General features: G+C 69.8%; 17 protein-coding genes. 7 read left to right on the top strand and 10 right to left on the bottom strand.

The window, feature by feature from the left end; all coding sequences use genetic code 11:
• Nucleotide 1: 1 nt before the first annotated feature.
• Nucleotides 2–580 (bottom strand): helix-turn-helix domain-containing protein, encoded by a 579-nt coding sequence (locus ACPL7H_RS14395; RefSeq protein WP_424788291.1) that lies wholly within the window; start codon nt 578–580, stop codon nt 2–4.
• A 74-nt stretch (nt 581–654) separates the two neighbouring features.
• Between ACPL7H_RS14395 and ACPL7H_RS14390 the strand changes: the two genes are divergently transcribed.
• Nucleotides 655–1,077 carry a VOC family protein gene (locus ACPL7H_RS14390; RefSeq protein WP_424797548.1) on the top strand — a complete coding sequence of 141 codons (423 nt, stop codon included), beginning with the start codon at nt 655–657 and terminating at the stop codon, nt 1,075–1,077.
• Nucleotides 1,078–1,165: 88 nt separating this feature from the next.
• Here ACPL7H_RS14390 and ACPL7H_RS14385 read toward each other — a convergent pair whose 3' ends face one another.
• The 3 genes from ACPL7H_RS14385 to ACPL7H_RS14375 are packed head-to-tail and all read right to left on the bottom strand — an operon-like array spanning nt 1,166 to nt 3,175.
• Nucleotides 1,166–1,513, bottom strand: coding sequence for a DUF202 domain-containing protein (locus ACPL7H_RS14385; protein WP_424797547.1), 348 nt, complete (start codon nt 1,511–1,513; stop codon nt 1,166–1,168).
• Nucleotides 1,510–1,881 (bottom strand): YidH family protein, encoded by a 372-nt coding sequence (locus ACPL7H_RS14380; protein ID WP_424797546.1) that lies wholly within the window; start codon nt 1,879–1,881, stop codon nt 1,510–1,512. Before ACPL7H_RS14380 ends, ACPL7H_RS14385 begins: the two co-directional genes overlap by 4 nt.
• Before the next feature lie 43 nt (nt 1,882–1,924).
• The gene (locus ACPL7H_RS14375) at nt 1,925–3,175 is read right to left on the bottom strand and encodes an aspartate aminotransferase family protein (protein ID WP_424797545.1); all 1,251 of its coding nucleotides are present in this window, start codon (nt 3,173–3,175) and stop codon (nt 1,925–1,927) included.
• A gap of 147 nt (nt 3,176–3,322) precedes the next feature.
• On the opposite strand from ACPL7H_RS14375, the gene ACPL7H_RS14370 reads away from it, so the two are divergent.
• Both ACPL7H_RS14370 and ACPL7H_RS14365 read left to right on the top strand, forming a co-directional pair.
• Nucleotides 3,323–4,780, top strand: coding sequence for an NAD-dependent succinate-semialdehyde dehydrogenase (locus ACPL7H_RS14370; protein WP_424797544.1), 1,458 nt, complete (start codon nt 3,323–3,325; stop codon nt 4,778–4,780).
• A gap of 120 nt (nt 4,781–4,900) precedes the next feature.
• Nucleotides 4,901–6,304, top strand: coding sequence for an FAD-binding oxidoreductase (locus ACPL7H_RS14365; RefSeq protein WP_424797543.1), 1,404 nt, complete (start codon nt 4,901–4,903; stop codon nt 6,302–6,304).
• 33 nt (nt 6,305–6,337) lie between these two features.
• On the opposite strand, the gene ACPL7H_RS14360 is transcribed toward ACPL7H_RS14365, so the two are convergent.
• The 6 genes from ACPL7H_RS14360 to ACPL7H_RS14335 all read right to left on the bottom strand — a co-directional run bounded on the left by ACPL7H_RS14360 (nt 6,338) and on the right by ACPL7H_RS14335 (nt 12,677).
• Nucleotides 6,338–7,012 (bottom strand): GntR family transcriptional regulator, encoded by a 675-nt coding sequence (locus tag ACPL7H_RS14360; protein WP_424797542.1) that lies wholly within the window; start codon nt 7,010–7,012, stop codon nt 6,338–6,340.
• A complete protein-coding gene (locus ACPL7H_RS14355; RefSeq protein WP_424797541.1) occupies nt 7,012–7,839 on the bottom strand; it encodes a maleate cis-trans isomerase family protein in 828 nt (275 codons plus the stop codon). The genes ACPL7H_RS14360 and ACPL7H_RS14355 overlap by 1 nt, the downstream gene beginning before the upstream one ends.
• 329 nt (nt 7,840–8,168) lie before the next feature.
• Nucleotides 8,169–9,356: a M20 family metallopeptidase gene (locus ACPL7H_RS14350; RefSeq protein ID WP_424797540.1), complete on the bottom strand. Its 1,188-nt coding sequence runs from the start codon at nt 9,354–9,356 to the stop codon at nt 8,169–8,171.
• Complete coding sequence (locus ACPL7H_RS14345; RefSeq protein ID WP_424797539.1) at nt 9,356–10,573, bottom strand: PLP-dependent aminotransferase family protein; 1,218 nt, start codon at nt 10,571–10,573, stop codon at nt 9,356–9,358. Before ACPL7H_RS14345 ends, ACPL7H_RS14350 begins: the two co-directional genes overlap by 1 nt.
• A 27-nt stretch (nt 10,574–10,600) precedes the next feature.
• Nucleotides 10,601–11,839 (bottom strand): M24 family metallopeptidase, encoded by a 1,239-nt coding sequence (locus ACPL7H_RS14340; RefSeq protein WP_424797538.1) that lies wholly within the window; start codon nt 11,837–11,839, stop codon nt 10,601–10,603.
• Nucleotides 11,832–12,677: a maleate cis-trans isomerase family protein gene (locus tag ACPL7H_RS14335; RefSeq protein WP_424797537.1), complete on the bottom strand. Its 846-nt coding sequence runs from the start codon at nt 12,675–12,677 to the stop codon at nt 11,832–11,834. The genes ACPL7H_RS14340 and ACPL7H_RS14335 overlap by 8 nt, the downstream gene beginning before the upstream one ends.
• A gap of 53 nt (nt 12,678–12,730) precedes the next feature.
• On the opposite strand from ACPL7H_RS14335, the gene ACPL7H_RS14330 reads away from it, so the two are divergent.
• The 4 genes from ACPL7H_RS14330 (at nt 12,731) to ACPL7H_RS14315 (ending at nt 17,661) form a co-directional block, all read left to right on the top strand.
• Nucleotides 12,731–13,702 (top strand): D-2-hydroxyacid dehydrogenase, encoded by a 972-nt coding sequence (locus ACPL7H_RS14330; RefSeq protein WP_424797536.1) that lies wholly within the window; start codon nt 12,731–12,733, stop codon nt 13,700–13,702.
• 53 nt (nt 13,703–13,755) lie between these two features.
• The gene (locus tag ACPL7H_RS14325) at nt 13,756–15,177 is read left to right on the top strand and encodes an amidase (RefSeq protein ID WP_424797535.1); all 1,422 of its coding nucleotides are present in this window, start codon (nt 13,756–13,758) and stop codon (nt 15,175–15,177) included.
• Nucleotides 15,174–15,677, top strand: coding sequence for a DUF3830 family protein (locus tag ACPL7H_RS14320; RefSeq protein WP_424797534.1), 504 nt, complete (start codon nt 15,174–15,176; stop codon nt 15,675–15,677). The genes ACPL7H_RS14325 and ACPL7H_RS14320 overlap by 4 nt, the downstream gene beginning before the upstream one ends.
• A gap of 97 nt (nt 15,678–15,774) precedes the next feature.
• On the top strand, nt 15,775–17,661 hold the full coding sequence (locus tag ACPL7H_RS14315; RefSeq protein WP_424797533.1) for a BCCT family transporter: 1,887 nt from the start codon (nt 15,775–15,777) through the stop codon (nt 17,659–17,661).
• Nucleotides 17,662–17,772: the final 111 nt, after the last annotated feature.

Raw genomic sequence — 17,772 nt, 5'->3', positions numbered from 1 at the left:
CTCAGGGCGTTGCCGCCTCCAGGAGCCGGTCCAGCACCCGCCCGGCCGCCGCGCGGGCAGCATCGTCGCCGGGGTGCTGGGCGAGCCAGAGCGCGGCCTCGTTCATCGCCCCGGACAGTTGTGCCGCTGTGGCATCCAGGAGTTCCGGAGCCACACCGACGCTGTGCAGCACCTCGCGCAGATGGGCGCCGGAGTGCTCGGCATCCAGGGCGCGCCATTGGGCCCAGCCCATCACGGCGGGAGCGTCGATGAGCAGGATCTGCCCCACGGGGGCTGCGGTGATCGCGTCCAGGAAGGCGTGGCTGCCGGCGCGCAGTTGAGCGCCGGGCTCGGTTCCGGACTGCTCGGCGGCGGCGACCACCGCCGCGGCGACATCGGCCTGCAGGGCAGCGGCCACCGCGCCGAAGAGCCCCGCCTTGCTCCGGTAGTGGTGGTACACCGCGCCTCGGGTGACCCCTGCCGATCGGGCCACGTCCTCCAGGGATACCGCGGCGTAGCCCTCGGAGGCGAATGACTCGGTAGCGACCCGCAGGAGGGTCCGGGCGGTCTCCGCGGCTACCGCGGCAGAAGCACGTGCCATCGCTCTTCCTTTACCTACTCGGTGTATGTATCCTTATCGTGCTTACAAACACAGTGTACGTAAAGGAGAGTGCGATGTCTGTCACCAGCGTCTACCCGGTCCTGATGTCCGACGACGTGGCCGCGGCCGCGCGGTTCTACCGCGAGGTGCTCGGATTCGAGAGCACCTTCGAGGCGGACTGGTACGTCAGCCTGCGCCTGGGGGAGTACGAGCTGGCGATCCTGCAGTGCGACCATCCCACGGTGCCGGCCGGGTTCGGTGCACCCGTACGCGGCCTCATCCTCAACATCGAGGTGGAGGATGTCCACCCGCTTCACCACGCCCTGACGGCCGAACATGGGCTGACGCCGGTCCTCGCGCTGCGGGATGAGGGCTTCGGGCAGCGACACTTCATCGTCGAGGCCCCCGGCGGGGTGCTCGTGGATGTGATCCAGCCGATTCCGCCTACGGCACAGTTCGCGCAGGCCTACGCACAGGAGGCCCTGCCCACCGGGTGAGGTCGGTTGGTCGTGTTCCGGGCCCGCAGCCGTTCGTGCGATCGGCGGGCGGTGCCCGGATCGCCGGCACGGGTTCCGGCAGGGGTGGTCAGGTGCCTAGCGCCGCGGTGGACACGAAGACGACGCCGGCCAGGATCGCCACCCCCGTCATTAGTGCCACCGCCGCGATCAGTCCACCACCGGGCATCCGCTCGATGGTGGGTGCGCCGATCGTGATGGCTCGCACCACCCGCTCGGCCTGCCGGATCCGCGCGGTGAAGAGCCACAGCATCCCGACGCCGCAGACCAGGGCCGCCGCCGGCAGCGCGATCCCCAGCACCGCGTTGCCGGCGGCCAGGTATCGGCCGGCCAGGGCCAGCCCGGCTGTCACGGCGAGGACGGTGCGGCGCCAGGCCAGATCGGTACGTTCGAACTGCAGGCCCCGGTCCCAGGTCATCCCGACCCGCCGAGTAGCAGGCCCGCACCCACCAGCACCGTGACCGCGACCAACCCGATGGTGACCGGCAGGGTGGTCAACGGTGAGGGCAGCGGGCGGTCCTGCCGCAGCGCGCGCTCGATGCGAACCCACCCGATCCAGGCCTGCAGCACCACGAGCAGGGCGGTGGCCACCAGCGCCAGGGCGGCGATGGCACGCACGGTGGGGTTGAGCGGGGTGGCCAGCGCCTCCAGGGCTACCGCGCCGGCCAGGAAGGCCAGGGCGGTGCGGACCCAGGCCAGGAACGTGCGTTCGTTGGCCAGGGAGAAGCGCGGGTCTGGCTCGTCGCCGGAGGCATAGACGTGCCGGGGGAAACGGGCCCTAGCCATCGAACCTCGCTCTGGACGGTCTGCTCTGTGCTGTCACCGCCCCTCAGAGTACTGCCTGCACCACCTCGGCCCAGATCTGCCCGGCCTCCTCGACCTGATCCTCGGTGACGACGAGCGCCGGGATGAAGCGCACCACCTGGCCCCAGGGACCGCAGGTCAGCAGCAGCAGCCCACGTTCGGCGGCCGCTTGCTGGGCCCTGGCGGCGGTGGCCCCGTCCGGGCGGCCGTCGGCGTCCCGGAACTCATTGCCCAGCATCAGGCCGAGACCGCGCACGTCGGTGATCGCGCTGTGTTCGGCCGCTACCCGCTCCAGCGCGCCCCGCAGTTGCGCGCCCCGCTCGCGGGCGTTGGCCACCAGGTTCTCCTCGGTGATGACGTCCAGCGTCGCCAGCGCTGCGGCGCAGGCCACGGCGTTTGCGCCGTAGGTGCCGCCCTGCGAGCCGGCCCAGGCCTTGCTCATCAACTCCTCCGAGGCGGCGATCGCCGAGAGCGGGAAACCGGAGGCAATGCCCTTGGCGGTGGTGATGACATCGGGACGCAGGCCGAAGTGGCCTGCGCCCCAGAACTCCCCGGTGCGGCCCCAGCCGGTCTGGATCTCGTCGACGATCAGCAGGATCCCGTGCCGATCGGCGCGTTCGCGCAGCCCGGCGAAGAACTCGGCGTTGCCGGGCACGTACCCGCCCTCGCCCAGCACCGGCTCGACGATGAACGCGGCGGTGTCAGCCGGGGCGCTCATGGTCTGCAGCGTGTAATCGAGCTGGTTCAGGGCGAACGTGGTGGCCTCGGCCTCGCTCCAGCCGTAGTGCGTGGGGTCGGGGAAGGGGGAGATGTGCACCCCGGCCATCAACGGGGCGAACCCGGAGCGGAACCGGGTGCCGGAAGTGGTCAACGAGGCCGCCGCGACGGTACGTCCGTGGAAACCCCCGTGGAAGGCGATGATGTTCGGGCGCCCGGTGGCCTGGCGCACCAGGCGCAGCGCCGCCTCGACCGCCTCGGAGCCGGAGTTGGCGAAGAACAGCGAGTCCAGGCCGCTGGGTAGCACCTCCGAGAGCCGCTCGGTCAGGTCCAGCAGCGGGCGGTGCATCACGGTTGTGTACTGGGCGTGGATGATCTTGGCGACCTGTTCCTGTGCGGCGGCCACCACCTTGGGGTGGCTGTGACCGGTGCCGGTCACGCCGATGCCGGCGGTGAAGTCCAGGTAGCGCCGGTCATCCTCATCCCAGAGCAGCGCACCCTGTCCCCGGGCGGCGACGACGCCGGTGGCCTGCTTCAGGTTGGGGGACAGTTCAGCCATGTTCATGCTCCTGTGTAGGATTGTCGACAATCTGTCGGGTCCATTGGTACCACGGTGAGGTGGCCTCGTGCTACCGCACCGCGCGCGTTCAGGTTGCGACACCTAGATAGGTTGCCCCCATACCCCAATCTGCGAAAGGCGAACCACATGGCTCACCAACTCCCCGCCGGGACTCCCACCGGTCTGTTCATCGATGGGCAGTGGGGTCCGGCGTCGAACCAGGCCCAGTTCGATGTGGTGAACCCCGCCACCGGTCAGGTGCTGACCCAGGTGGCCGACGCCGATCCGTCCGACGGCCGCCGCGCTCTCGACGCCGCCGTCGCGGCCCAGCCGGCCTTCGCCGCGCTGGCGCCCAAGCGCCGCCACGAGATCCTCATGGACGCCTTCAACCTGCTGCATGAGCGCATCGATGATCTGGCGCTGCTGATGACCCTGGAGATGGGTAAGCCACTGGCCGAGGCCAAGGGCGAGATCACCTATGCCGCCGAGTTCTTCCGCCACTCCGCCGGCGATGCGCTCCGCATCTCCGGTGGTTACCAGACCGCACCTCAGGGCGGAGCCCGGTTCATCATCACCAAGCAACCGGTGGGCCCGTGCCTGCTGATCACCCCGTGGAACTTCCCGATGGCCATGGGCACCCGCAAACTCGGACCCGCGATCGCCGCCGGGTGCACCTCGGTGATCAAACCGGCCGCCCAGACGCCGTTGTCGATGCTGGCGCTGGTGGACATCCTGCGCGAGGTGGGCCTGCCCGACGGGGTCGTCAACACCGTCACCACCTCCGACTCCGGCGGGGTGATGGAGCCGCTGATCCGGTCCGGCCTGGCGCGCAAGCTCTCCTTCACCGGATCCACCCCGGTGGGCAAGAAACTGCTGGAACAGTGCGCGGACAAGGTGATGCGCACGTCGATGGAACTGGGCGGTAACGCCCCCTTCATCGTGTTCGACGACGCCGACCTGGACGCCGCCGTCGAGGGCGCCTTCCTGGCCAAGATGCGCAACATGGGCGAGGCCTGCACCGCTGCCAACCGGATCTACGTCCAGCGCGGCATCATGACCGACTTCGCCACCAGACTCACCGAGAAGATGTCCGGCCTGACCGTAGGCCCCGGCACCGACGAGGGGGTGAACGTGGGCCCCCTGATCGACCAGGCAGCGCGGGACAAGGTCAGCGAACTGGTCAGCGACGCACTCGAGCGTGGTGCCACGGTGCTCACCGGCGGGCAACAGTCCGAGGGCGAGGGCTACTTCTACCCGCCGACGGTGCTGTCCGACGTGCCGGTCGATTCGCGGATGGGAAGTGAGGAGATCTTCGGTCCGGTGGCGCCGTTGACCCCCTTCGACACCGAGGAGGAGGTGCTCGCCGCGGCCAACAACACCCCCTACGGCCTGGTCTCCTACGTCTACACCACCAACCTGGACCGGGGCTTGCGGATGGCCGAGGCCCTCGAATCGGGCATGGTCGGCCTGAACCAGGGCGTGGTGTCCAACCCGGCGGCACCCTTCGGTGGGATCAAGGAGTCCGGCCTGGGCCGCGAGGGCGGGACGGTGGGGATCGAGGAGTTCCTGGAGACCAAGTACATCGGCATCGCAGTGGCAGACTGAGGGCACAAGTCCGGGCCGTGCCAACCGGGCCGCAACGAGACTCGTCCGACCGACGACGACGTAGCGAGCGGCGGCGGTACCGGTGCGCCCGGGCGCACCTCACCTGACGTAAGGATCACGATGCCAGAGCCGATCGCGCCGTCGGACCGGGCCGACGGCCGCACCGCACCCGAGGGACTGCCCGACCTGGAGGCCCTGCGCGTCCGGCTCGGGCCGCGCCTGCTCACCGACCCCGACCAGGTGGCGCCCTACTGCCGCGACGCCTCCCGGGCCGTCCCGGACGGACCGGCCCACGCCGTCGTCCTGGCCGCGGACACCGCTGACGTCAGTGCCGCGCTGGCCTGGGCGAACGAGCACCGGGTGCCGGTGTCGGTGCGCGGTGGCGGGACCGGGCTGTCCGGGGGAGCGGTGTCCTACCCCAGCGGGCTGGTCGTGTCACTGGAGGCGATGAACAGGATCATCGATATCGACATGGGCAACCGGCTGGCCGATGTGCAGGCCGGCGTGATCACCGCGGACCTGGATGCGGCCGCCCGGGAGCGGGGCCTGTTCTTTCCGCCGGACCCGGCGAGTTCGCGTACCTCCACGGTGGCCGGCAATATCGCCAGCAACGCCGGAGGTCTGCGCGGGGTGGCCCACGGGGTGCTGGGCGACTTCGTCGCGGCACTGGAGGTGGTGCTGGCCGACGGCAGGGTGCTGCGGACCGGGCGGCGCACCACCAAGGACGCCACCGGGTATGACCTGACCAGCCTGTTCGTCGGGTCCGAGGGCACCTTGGGCGTGATCACGGCCGCCACGGTGCGACTCAAGGCGGTGCCGCCGGGGCAGCCGCGGATGTTCCGGGTCAGTTTCGATGACATTGAGGACGCCGGCCGGGCGGTGATGGCGATCGTGTCCAGTCCGGCTCGCCCGGAGGTGCTGGAGATGATCGATGCCCTCGGGGTGGAGATCATCGAGGACTATCGACCCAGTGGTCTGCCGCGCCCGCAGGCTGCGCTGCTGATCGGGCAGACGGTGGGCATCGACGCCCAGGAGCAGGCCGAGGCGATCCTGCGGATCTGCACCGAGCACGGCGGGACCGAGGGCGAGGTCTTCGCCGACGAGGAGTTGCTGGAGGCCAGGCGGCGCTCGCATCCGGCCCTGGTGGCACGCGGGATGCGGGTCTCCTCCGACGTCGGCGTGCCGGTGGCGGCGTTGGCGCAGATGGTCACCGGGGTCAAGCAGATCGGGGCCGAGCACGGCCGGCGGGTCTCGATCGTGGCGCACGCCGGGGACGGCAACCTGCACCCCACGGTCGAGGCCGGGGCGGGGGAGGATGAGTACGCCGCCGCCCAGGCCGTGATCGATGACATCACCCGGTTCGCGCTGGACCTGGGTGGCACCGTGAGCGGGGAGCACGGGATCGGTTCGCTCAAGCGGCACGCGCTGGCCTGGCAGGTCGAGCCGGTCTCCCGGGAGATGCAGGCCGGGATCAAGGCCGTGTTCGACCCCAACGGCATCCTCACCCCAGGCCGCGGGATCTGATCCCACCCGGCGCGCGGGGAGTTGCCCGGGTGGTCAGTCCTGCTGGGCGATGAGGCGCTCGAGTGCGTCCGCCATGTGCGCCACGATGAGGTCATCGGTGTGCTCGGCACCCCCGGGCACGAAGGATTCCGCGATCGAGCGGTGCTCCTCGACCCTGGTCTGCGGGTCGGCGTAGGTCGGCTCCAGGGCACGGATGCACATGCGGGTCTCGGTGAGCACGGTCTCGTGCGCACGCTGCAGCCGCGGGCTTCGGGCGCCGGCCACCATCGCCTCGTGGAAGCGCACGTCGGCCTCGGAGACGGCGACGACGTCCCCACTGCCGGCGGCGCGGTTCATCTGTTCCACCGCCACCAGGAGTTCGGCGCGCACCGGGTCCGGATCCAACCGGTGCACGTGTGCCGCGGCGGTGCGTTCGATCCCCTCCCGGGCCAGGTACATGTCCCGGATGTTCTCCGGGGACAACTCGATCAGGAAGAGCCCGCGGTTGCGATGGGACACCAGCAGTCCCTCCTGGGTCAGGCGCTGCAGCCCCTCGCGGAGCGGGCCACGGCTGACTCCGAGCTGGGCCGCCAGCGCCGACTCGTGCAACTGGCTGCCCGGCGGGATACGGCCCTGCGCGATCGCCTCGCGCACCTGGGAGGCGATCAGGCTGGGCGTGGACTCCTGCACCACCGGATCCAGTGGACGTATGCCCTCGATCGTGGCCATCAGGATGCCCCCTCCGTACCGCCGGAGGCATCTGCGCCGGTATGGGTGCCGGCGCCGGCGCCGGTGCCGGTGCCGGTGGTGGTGGTGCCGGTGGTGGCGGGGGTGGTGGTGGTGGCACGGCCGAACAAGGCGCCGAAGCCCTCCAATTGTGGGCGCAGGCCGAGTAGGCCGAGACCGTCGAAGACGGTCACCTGGTTCGCGGTCAGGACCGGTGTTCCGGCCACGTGCTCCAGGTCCGGCAACCAGCCCAGTGAGTGCATCGCGGTGTCCGGAACCAGGATCGCCTCGGCGCCGGAACGGCCGGCACCGGCAACGATCGCGCAGACGTCGTCGCGACCGAGGGTGCTCACCTGGGCAGCGGTATGGATGTCGTGGCTGGACATCCCGACGACCTCGATCCCACCGGCCCGGAGGAAGTCGGTGAAGTGCTCCGCCACGTCCCGGGGGTAGGAGGCCGCGACCGCCACCCGCTGCAGGGAGAGGGCCCGGCAGGCGCGCACGAAGGCCAGCGACGTCGAGGAGGATGGTCGGCCGGTGCGCTCGGCGATCTCGGCGGCCTGGTCGTGGGCGCCCTCCCAACCGAACACGAAACTCCCCGATGTGCAGGCCCACATCAGCGCATCGACGCGATCCCGGATCCGGGCGGCGCCCTCCAGGAGGCGTTCGCTCGAGCCCAGGTCGAGCAGGGCATCGACCTCATGGGCGTCGACGCCCACCGAGGTCTCCTCCACCAGCAACTGAACCCCATGGGCAGCCAAGGGCTCGGTCAAGTGGGTGTAATCATCGGCGGCGCTGTCGCCGGGGTACAGCAATCCGATCGTGGGCACCGGAACCTCCACGCGTGTCGATTGTCGACAATCCTACCGTTCCTCGGTCCCTGGGCTACCACCCGCCTCGCCCCAACCGTCCAATTGGGCGCTCGCGGCGGTGGGTGCGGGACCGGTCCCGCCGGAACTGTCCAATTGGGCGCTCGCGGCGGTGCGTCGGGTGGTGGGTGCGCTGGAACTGTCCAATTGGGTGGTTGGGGCGGTGCGTTGGGTGGTGGGTGCGCTGGAACTGTCCAATTGGGTGGTTGGGGCGGTGGGGATCGCGCGGCGGCGGAGCCGGGGAGCCAACGAGCGAGCGGCGAAGTGGCGCGGGGGTGGGGGAGGGGCGGTTAGGTGAGCAGGTTCAGGGCCATCAGCGCATAGGCCCCGGCGGCGGTGGTCAGGTCCTCCAGCGCCACGGACTCGTTCGGCCGATGCGCCTGCTCGGTGACCGAGCCGGGCCCGAGCACCACCACCGGTATACCGGCATCGCGTGCCAGGAACCCGCCATCGCACGCCGCCGTCCAGCCACCCACCGGCAGGTCCGGCCCACCTGCGGCGGGTACCGCGGCGGTGGCGGCCCGCACCAGCGCGCTCGCCGGGTCGGTCTCGAATCCGGGCATGTTCATCGGCATCAGCACATCCACTGCCAGCCCGCGCCGGTCCAGACCCAGGCCCGCGATCCGCTCGCGCACCTCGGCGAGCACCTGCTCGGGGTCCTCACCGGGCAGTAGGCGCCGGTCGGCGCTGATCCGGCAGTGGTCGGGCACCATCGACCCGCCCACACCGCCGGTGACCACGCCCACGTTCCAGGTGGCCGCCCCCGCCAACGGGTGCGCGTCGGCAGCCAGTTCGGCGTGCCAGGCCTCCAGGTCGGCGACGATCGCAGCCGCCCCGTAGATCGCGTTGCGTCCGTCGGCTGGGTTTCCGGCGTGGGCCGCCCGGCCGTGCACGTCGATCTCGATATAACTGGCGCCACGGGCGGCCACGATGGTCTGCAGATCGGTGGGCTCGGCCACCACGCACCCGGCGTGGGTCAGGTGCGCCGGGTCGGTGATGAAGTCCCGGATCCCGATCCCGAGCTCCTCCTCATCGACCACCGCGGCCAGTTCCACCGGCCCGCGCAGGCGCACACCGGATCGGGCCAGGGCGCCCATCGCCACCAGGGCCGCGGCCAGCCCGCCGAGCATGTCCGCCGCTCCGCGCCCGTACAGACGCCCATCACGGACCACCGGTTGATACGGGTCGGTGCGCCATCCGGTGCCGGCCGGGACCACGTCGGTGTGCCCGAGCAGCAACAGTCCGGGTTCGGCACCGGCGTCGGGGGTGATGATCCGCACGTTCGGCCGCTGGGGTGCCACCACCGTACTGCTGGCATCCAGGCCCAGGTCGCGGGCGTGTTCGGACAGGACCCGAGCGGTCACCTCCTCGGTGCCCATCTCGCCCTGCCCGGCGGCGGTGATCAACTCCGCTGCCAGGTCGGCCACCGCCTCCGGTGCGATCCCCTCCAGAACCGCCGCTGCGTCGTCGTCGGCCATCAGGACCGGCCCTGCAGGCGCCGCACCGCAGCGGCCAGGCGGGCCACGCCCTCGCGGGTGCGGTCGGGGTTGGTGGAGGCGAAGCACAGCCGCAGCGCGTTCGGGAACCGTTTGGAGGGGGAGAAGGCGTTGCCGGGGATGTAGGCAACCCCCTCCGCCAGGGCGATCTCGAACAGGGCCTCGGTGTCCACCGACTCATCGAAGGTCACCCAGAGGAAGAAGCCGCCGTCGGGGTCGGTCCACCGGGCGCTGTCGCCGAAGTGCTCCTGCAGTGCCTCCTGCATCGCCTGCTTTCGGCGCCGGTACTCCGCTCGTTGGGTCTGCAGGTGCTCCTCCAGTCCGCCGCTGGTGAGGAACCCGGCGAGCAGACGTTGCGCAGGCAGGTTGGTGCAGGTGTCCATCGCCTGCTTGGCGTTGATGATCAACTGCTGCAGTGAGGGGGCGGCGTCCACCCAGCCCACACGCAGCCCAGGGGCGACCATCTTGGAGAACGTGCGCACCGAGAACACCAGCGGATCACCGTCGGCCAGTTCGTGCAGGGTGGGTACGGCGGCACCGGAGAAGCGCAGCAGTCCGTAGGGGTCGTCGTCGATGATCATCGAACCCCAGGAGCGTGCCAGTTCCAGCAGTTCGTGGCGCCGCTGCAAGGTCATCGTGGTGCCCGAGGGGTTCTGGAACGTGGGCACGGTGTAGATCGCCTTCGGGGTGCGCCCGGTGGCCTCGACCAGCTCCGCCATCCGGGAGACGATCAGGCCCTCGGTGTCGACCGGTGCCTCCAGCAGTTCAGCCTGGTAGGACAGCGCGGTCGCGGAACCGTTGGTGTAGGTCGGCGATTCCACCACCACCAGGTCACCGGGGTCGACGAAGATCTTGCAGGCCAGGTCCAGACCCTGCATCCCTCCCGCGGTGATGGTCAGCCGGTCGCTGGTCGTGGCATCGGAGGTGCCCTCCAGCATCGCCAGCAGCGCCTCACGCAGCGCCGGGTCGCCCTCGGTGGCGGCGTAGTCGAACGCGTCGGCCCGCCCCGCCCCGATCGCCTCCACCCCGATCGCGGCCAGCGCCTCGGTCGGGATCGCCTCGGCAGCCGGGCTGCCCATCGCGAACCGGACCACGTCATGGGTCTGGGCGGCCAGCAGCGATGTGGAGGAGTCGATCACCGAACCCACCAGAGAATCGGCGCGTGCGGCCAGGGGCAGGGTGCGGTTCGCGGTGTTCATGCCTGTGCTACTCCTTCGTGACGACATTCATGTCTTGACTGTCAGCCCTTGCGGGAAGTCGGTCAATTGCTCGACTCCGTCGGCGGTGACCATCACCGACTCGCTCATCTCATACCCCCACCCCTCCATCCACATCCCCATGATGATGTGGAAGCACATCCCGGGGGCCAGCACGGTCTGTTCCTCGGCACGCAGGCTGATGGTCCGCTCGCCCCAGTCCGGGGGGTAGCCCACTCCGATGGAGTACCCGATCCGTGATTCCTTGTAGAACCCGCGCCGTGCGATGGAGTCGGCGAACGCGGCGTGCACCTCCCGGCCGGTGGCCCCCGGGCCCATCACATCCAGGGCGGCGTGCAGGCCCTCGGTGACGGCATCGGCGCAGCGCGCGAGCTCGGCGTGGGGCCTGCCCAGCGCCACGGTGCGGGCCAGCGGGGCGTGGTACCGGCGGTGCACCCCGGCGATCTCGATCGTGGTCGGCTCACCGCGCACCAGCGGGGCGTCCGACCACGTCAGGTGCGGCGTCCCGGCCGACTGTCCGGTGGGCAGCATCGGCACGATCGCGGGGTAATCCCCGCCCAGGTGGTGGGAGCCGAGGGCCTGGGCGTGCTGGATCTCGGCCACCACGTCGCACTGGCGCCGGCCCACCTCGATGGCGTCCATGGCCACCTGCATCACCGTGCTGGCGATCTGACCCGCCACGCGCATCTTCTCCTGCTCGGCCGGCGACTTCACGGCCCGCACCCAGTTGACCAGTTCGACGCTGTCGACGATGGCGGCGTGCGCCAGGCGGGAGTGCAGGGCGAAGAAGCCTCGGGGGGAGAAGTAGTGGGCATCCATCTCCACCGCGATCACGGCACCGGGAACGTCCTCGAACAGACCGAGTTCGCGGGCCTGCTCGGTGATCCAGTCCATCGGGTGGATGTCGGCCCGCTGCACGTAGTGCTCGGGGTAGCCGTGGATGTGGGTGCGTTCCAGGTAGGCCGTCCAGTGTGCCCCCTGGGCGTCCATGGCCCGGGCGAACAGGTGCGGGCTGCCCTCGGCGGGCACCACCAGACACTGGGGGGTGTAGAAGGACCAGGCGTTGTATCCGGTGAGGTAGTACAGGTTCGCCGGGTCGGCCACCATCAGGGCGTTCAGCCCGCGGGATGACATCGCGTGCTGGACGCGCTCCAGCCGGTTGATGTATTCGCTGACGGCGAAGGGACGGGCGTCGAACGGCTCTGGGGTGTGGGGCAGGGTGTAGCCGGGAACTTCCAGGTCAGTCATTCCTCACCTCCGCTCGGATCGGCGCCGACACAGCCGGGGTAGCGGGCCATGACGGCACAGCCGGGGTGGTGGGCTGATGTGTCAGCAGGTGTTGGCCCGGTCCGACCGCGCTCAGCCCGATGGTGCGCAGCGCGGCCCAGATGGTGGCCTGGTTGGCGGTGATCACCGGGATGCCCAGTTCGGCCTCCAACGGGGCGATCAGCGGGCGGGTCGGCAGGTTCGTGCACGAGACGACCACGGCCTGCGGTGGCCGGCCGAGGGTGGGCGATGCGCGGGCGGCGCGGCGGATCAGATCGGCGGTGCGTTGGTACGGCACGGTCCAGATCCTCCCGCTCAGGCCCAGGCTGTGCAGCCCGCTGACGGCGATGCCGGCCTGGTGCAGGAAGGCCGCAAGGCGGGCGGCGATCGGCTCATCGTACGGTGTGGCCACCGCCACCACCTGGGCATCGAGCACCGCCAGCGCCTGCAGCAGCGCCCCGGAGGTGGTGACCGCGTGGTCGAAACCGCCGCCCCGCAGCGCCGAGACGATTCCTGCCTCCCCGGCCAGTCCGCCGACGAAACTGCCCGAGGTGCAGGCGTAGGCCATCACCTCGGGATTGATCGTGTGCAGGTCCTGCGCGCAGCGCGCGATCACCTCCGGGGCCCCGATCAGTTCGGCCTGGGTCAGGTTCACCTGCACCCGCTGGTAGGGGGTGCGCGTCAGGTGCAGGCTGACCTGCGGCGGAATCCACTCCCACAACTCGCGGTCGAGGGCGAAGTCGTAGGGCGCGATCACCCCCACGCCGCGCTGATCCAGCGGCGTCAGGGCCGCCACCGGTTGATCCTGCACCAGTTCCATAGTCGTACCCTAGATTGTTGACAATCAGACAGGAAGGCTTATAACGTCCCGGTGTGTCTGGTTCCGTCCCGGCGATCGCCGTGCTGCTCGATTCCGAAGGCTCGCGCCCGCCGGGTTTGAAGGCTCTGGAGGGGCGCGCGCAGGTGCGCTACGCGGACGCGGACTCCCTCGGTGAGGCGGTTCAGGGAGCTCAGGCGCTGTTCCTGTGGGACTTCTTCTCCACCGCGGTGCGCGACGTGTGGGACCGGTGCGGTGACCTGGACTGGATCCACGTGGCCGCAGCCGGCGTCGATACCCTGCTGTTCGACGAACTGCGCGAGTCCGACGTGATGGTCACCAATGCTCGGGGGGTGTTCGACCAGCCGATCGCCGAGTTCGTCCTGGCCAGCGTGCTGGCTCACGCCAAACTCCTGCACGAGAGTGCGCAGTTCCAGGCCGAGCGCACCTGGGTGCACCGCGAGACGACCCGGGTGGCGGGCAAGAACGCGTTGGTGGTGGGGACCGGGGCGATCGGCCGCGCCTGCGCCCGGTTGCTCGGTGCAGTCGGCATGACCGTGCACGGGGCGGGCCGCAGCGCCAGGGCCGGTGACGCCGACTTCGCCGGAATCCACGCCAGCGCGGACCTGCCCGCCTATGTGGGCTGGGCCGACTACGTGATCAATGCCGCCCCCCTGACCCGCGCCACGACCGGGCTGTTCGACGCACCGGTCTTCGCCGCCATGCGCCCCGGCGCCCACTTCATCAACATCGGGCGCGGAGCGAGCGTGGTGGAGGACGATCTGCTGACCGCGGTGCGTCAGGGGCCCCTGGACGGGGCCAGCCTGGATGTGTTCGGCACCGAACCGCTCCCGGCCGAGCACCCGCTCTGGGACGCACCGGGGGTGCGGATCTCGGCGCACATGTCCGGGGACGTGGTGGGCTGGCGCGATGAACTCGCCGCCCAGTTCCTCGACAACGCCGAGCGCTGGTTGGCCGGTCAGGACCCGGTCAACGTGGTGGACAAGTCCGCCGGATTCGTCCGGTAGCCGGGGTCCGGGCAGGGCCGCAGAAGCGTAGACGAGGGCGAAGGAGCCGGTGGATGAGTAGCGAGTTGGCGATGGCGGACGCCGCCACGCTCGTGGCCGGCTACCGCTCCGGGGACTTCACCCCGGTGCAGGCCACCGAGGCGGCACTGGCCCAGATCGAACGCCTCGACCCCCACGTGCACGCGATGGTGCTCACCGACGCCGAGGGTGCGCTGGCGGCCGCTACCGCCTCCGCCCAGCGGTGGGCCGCGGGGGAGCCCAGGGGGCCGGCCGACGGCGTCCCCACCACGATCAAGGACATCCTGCTGGTCCGGGGCTGGCCGACCCGGCGGGGTTCGGCGCTGTGCGCCCACCTGCCCCCGGCGGATCAAGACTCGCCGGCCGTGCAGCGGCTGCGCGAGGGTGGGGCGGTGTTCCTGGGCAAGAACACCACCCCGGAGTTCGGGTGGAAGGGGGTGACCCATTCCCCCTCCTACGTCCCGACCACCAACCCCTGGAACCCCGGGTTGACCGCCGGTGGCTCCTCCGGCGGTGCCGCGGCCGCGGTGGGCCTGGGGATGGGCGCGTGGTCGATCGGCACCGATGCCGGCGGATCTGTGCGCATCCCCGCCTCCTTCACCGGGACGGTGGCCCTCAAACCCACCTACGGCCGCATCCCGGCCTACCCAGCCAGTCCCTACGGCACCCTGGCCCACCCAGGCCCGATGACGCGCACCGTGGCCGATGCGGCCGTCCTGCTCGACCTGGTATCAGCCCCGGACCACCGGGACTGGTTCTCCCTGGAGGCTCCGTCGTCGTCCTTCACCGTCGGACTGCACGACGGCGTAGCGAACCTGCGTATCGCCTTCTCACCTGATCTGGGGTACGGCGAGAACGACCCGCAGGTGGAGGCGGCGGTGCGCGCGGCGGTGGAGGTCTTCGCTGCGGCGGGAGCGAACGTGGAGGAGGTAGCGCCGATCTTTCACGACCCGGTCTCCGCCTTCCATACGCTGTGGTTCCCCGGGGCGGCCAAAGTGGTCGAGACGTTCTGGACCGGCGAGGGTGACTGGGAGCGGGTGGACCCCGAATTGCGCGCGGGCATCTCCCAGTTCGGGCAGGTGGACGCCTCGGCCTACCTCGATGCCACCGCGGTGCGGATGGATCTGGGCCGCAGGATGGGAGCCTTCCACACCACCTATGACCTGCTGCTCACCCCCACGATGCCGATCGCTGCCTTCGAGGCGGGTCTGGAGGTGCCCCGCGGTTGGGGCCGGCGGTGGTGGACCTCCTGGACCCCCTACACCTACCCGTTCAACATGACCGGTCAGCCGGCGCTGAGCCTGCCGTGCGGGTTCACCGGCGACGGTCGCCCGATCGGGTTGCAGATCGTCGGGCCGCGCCACGCCGACGGGTTGGTCCTGCGCGCGGGACAGGCCTTCACGGACCACACTGACTGGCACACCCGCCGGCCACCGATGGCCATGGAGGAACGATGAACCAGCACCTGCGCATCACCCTGACATCCCGGGGGGTCAGCGCCCGGGCCCGGTTGCTCACCGAGGCCGCACCCCGCACGTGCGCGGCGGTCTTGCAGGCGCTGCCGGCCGGTGGGCAGGTGTACCACGGCAAGTACGCCCGCAACGAGATCTACACCTTGATCCCGCATCCGGGATCGGAGCCCGGGGCGGAGAACACCACCATCACCCCGATACCCGGGGACCTGTGCTGGTTCACCTTCACCGGAGACGACCTGGGCAATCCTGCCTACGGCTATGAAGGCGCCGAGCAGCACCGCGAGACGGGGTCCATCGTGGACTTGGCGGTGTTCTACGGGCGGAACAATCTGCTGATCAACGGTGATCAGGGGTGGGTTCCGGGCAATGTGTTCGGCACGATCGTGTCCGGTCTGGAGGAGTTTGCGGCCGCCTGTCAGGACGTCTGGATGGGCGGAGCCCGGGGAGAAACGCTAACGTTCTCACGCGAAGAGACAGGCTGAGCCGCACCGCCATAGGGCACCGAGGCCGGGCGGAGAAGGGGGATCCGAGGCACCTACTGAATTGATCACCGTAGATCCAAGGAGAAAGTGGGACTCCGTGAACAAGTTTGCTGAACTGCTCGGTCTGCGCACCAGTCCGAGAATCTTCTTCGGCGCCGCCGCGATCGTGATCCTGTTCGTTGTCGGCACCTTGGTCTTTACCGATGCGGTCGGACGCGGCACCGAGGCCGCCTCGACGTGGTTGATGGACAACATGGGCTGGTTCTACGTCCTGGGCGTCACCAGCTTCCTGGTCTTCCTCATCTACATCGCGATGAGCAGGTTCGGGCGGATCAAGTTGGGGCCCGACGACGAACCCGCCGAGCACTCCGGGCGATCCTGGTTCGCGATGCTGTTTGCCGCCGGGATCGGCACCATCCTGATGTTCTGGGGTGTGGCCGAACCGGTGTCCCACTTCGGCGATCCGCCCCGCCAGGGTGTCGAGCCCGGGAGTGTGCAGGCCGCCGAGGAAGCGCTCGCGTTCACCTTCTACCACTTCACGTACCACACCTGGGCGATCTTCGCGCTGCCCGGTCTGGCGTTCTGCTACTTCCTGTACAAGCGCAACCTGCCCCCGCGGGTGTCCTCGATCCTGCAGCCGATCCTGGGGGAGCGGATCCACGGCCGCATCGGCCAGGCGGTCGACGTGCTGGCCATCGTCGGCACCGTCTTCGGTCTGGCCGTCTCGGTGGGTCTGGGCACCCTGCAGATCAACGGTGGTCTGAACCAGCTGTTCGGAATTCCGGAGTCGGATCTGACGCTGATCATCGTGATCGTGGTGGTCTCACTCATCGCGTTGGTCTCGCTGGCCGCCGGGCTGGAGAAGGGCATCAAGCGCCTCTCCAACATCAACATCGTCGCCGCCATCGGGCTGATGCTCTTCGTGTTCGTCACCGGTGCCACGGTGTTCATGACCAAGGGCACGATCGAGGCGTTCGGGAGTTATCTCGCGATGCTGCCGGAGCTGGCGCTGTGGAACGACACCTTCGGCGACACCGGATGGCAGTCCAGTTGGACGGTGTTCTACTGGGCCTGGACGATCACCTGGGCCCCGTTCGTGGGCCTGTTCATCGCCCGGATCTCCCGGGGCCGCACGGTGCGGGAATTCGTCCTCGGGGTGCTGGCGATACCGGCGACCTTCAGCGTGATCTGGTTCGGCATCTTCGGCAGCGGTTCCATCGACATCGAGATGAACGGCGATGGCGGTCTGGTAGACCGGGTCGTGGGCGATGGCGACATCCCCGGTGCGCTGTTCGCGTTCCTGGAGAATTTCCCCTTCGCGATGGTGACCTCGGCGATCTCGATCGTCCTGGTGGTCATCTTCTTCACCACCTCGGTGGACTCCGCGGCGCTGATCACCGACACGATGGCCAATGGTCACGAGGAGGACGCACCGTTGCGCCAGCGTGTCTTCTGGGGAATCTCGATCGCCATGATCGCGGTCATCCTGCTCACCGTCACCGCCGGCGGGGCCGGACTGGAGGCATTGGAAACCACCACGATCGTGGTCGGCTTCCCGTTCTTCATCCTCGCGTTGTTCCAGATGTACAGCGTCTATCGAGCGATGCGTGAGGACGCCGGGGAGTTGCCGCCGATGCGTACCCGTAGTTGGCGCCAGGTTCTCCCGCCGGAGGAGCACGAGCGGCGCAGGGAGGCCGGGGAACTCGAGGGTGAGGTGATCGAACCCCAGGCCCTCACGTCCGTACCGCGCATGCGCGAACCCTATGAGCCCCTGCGCCCGGTCGCAGCAGGGCCGCTGGCGCGCCGAACCGGCTCGGCCCCGTTGGCTTCCAGTCTGGGCCCGGCGGCTCGTGAACTGGCTGCTGAGCAGGCGCGCCGTGCCGGTGCCACCGCTCCGGATGGGGCGGCCGGTGCCACCGGTACGAACCGTTCCGGAGGTGGCGGCATGGCACCTGACGCCGATCCGGAAGCCCGGGGCCGATAGGGGGGCACCGGCGGTAGGTCGTCCGAACCGCTCGCGCCTTCCCGACGTCGGCGAGAGCGACGCGGGTGGTCATGCTCGAGTGTTCTGCCACTCGTCATCGGCTACCGGCGT

Source organism: Pseudactinotalea sp. Z1732 (assembly GCF_049724975.1).
Taxonomy (GTDB): Bacteria; Actinomycetota; Actinomycetes; order Actinomycetales; family Beutenbergiaceae; genus CALKWS01.
Note: the sequence above shows the minus strand (reverse complement) of the source record. Positions and strands in the feature narration are given on the sequence as shown.

What these genes read in the sequence shown, in the direction of transcription:
- ACPL7H_RS14395 (WP_424788291.1), bottom strand. Translation starts at nt 580, where the DNA reads ATGGCACGTGCTTCTGCCGCGGTAGCCGCGGAGACCGCCCGGACCCTC.
- ACPL7H_RS14390 (WP_424797548.1), top strand. Translation starts at nt 655, where the DNA reads ATGTCTGTCACCAGCGTCTACCCGGTCCTGATGTCCGACGACGTGGCC.
- ACPL7H_RS14385 (WP_424797547.1), bottom strand. Translation starts at nt 1,513, where the DNA reads ATGACCTGGGACCGGGGCCTGCAGTTCGAACGTACCGATCTGGCCTGG.
- ACPL7H_RS14380 (WP_424797546.1), bottom strand. Translation starts at nt 1,881, where the DNA reads ATGGCTAGGGCCCGTTTCCCCCGGCACGTCTATGCCTCCGGCGACGAG.
- ACPL7H_RS14375 (WP_424797545.1), bottom strand. Translation starts at nt 3,175, where the DNA reads ATGGCTGAACTGTCCCCCAACCTGAAGCAGGCCACCGGCGTCGTCGCC.
- ACPL7H_RS14370 (WP_424797544.1), top strand. Translation starts at nt 3,323, where the DNA reads ATGGCTCACCAACTCCCCGCCGGGACTCCCACCGGTCTGTTCATCGAT.
- ACPL7H_RS14365 (WP_424797543.1), top strand. Translation starts at nt 4,901, where the DNA reads ATGCCAGAGCCGATCGCGCCGTCGGACCGGGCCGACGGCCGCACCGCA.
- ACPL7H_RS14360 (WP_424797542.1), bottom strand. Translation starts at nt 7,012, where the DNA reads ATGGCCACGATCGAGGGCATACGTCCACTGGATCCGGTGGTGCAGGAG.
- ACPL7H_RS14350 (WP_424797540.1), bottom strand. Translation starts at nt 9,356, where the DNA reads ATGGCCGACGACGACGCAGCGGCGGTTCTGGAGGGGATCGCACCGGAG.
- ACPL7H_RS14345 (WP_424797539.1), bottom strand. Translation starts at nt 10,573, where the DNA reads ATGAACACCGCGAACCGCACCCTGCCCCTGGCCGCACGCGCCGATTCT.
- ACPL7H_RS14340 (WP_424797538.1), bottom strand. Translation starts at nt 11,839, where the DNA reads ATGACTGACCTGGAAGTTCCCGGCTACACCCTGCCCCACACCCCAGAG.
- ACPL7H_RS14335 (WP_424797537.1), bottom strand. Translation starts at nt 12,677, where the DNA reads ATGGAACTGGTGCAGGATCAACCGGTGGCGGCCCTGACGCCGCTGGAT.
- ACPL7H_RS14325 (WP_424797535.1), top strand. Translation starts at nt 13,756, where the DNA reads ATGAGTAGCGAGTTGGCGATGGCGGACGCCGCCACGCTCGTGGCCGGC.
- ACPL7H_RS14320 (WP_424797534.1), top strand. Translation starts at nt 15,174, where the DNA reads ATGAACCAGCACCTGCGCATCACCCTGACATCCCGGGGGGTCAGCGCC.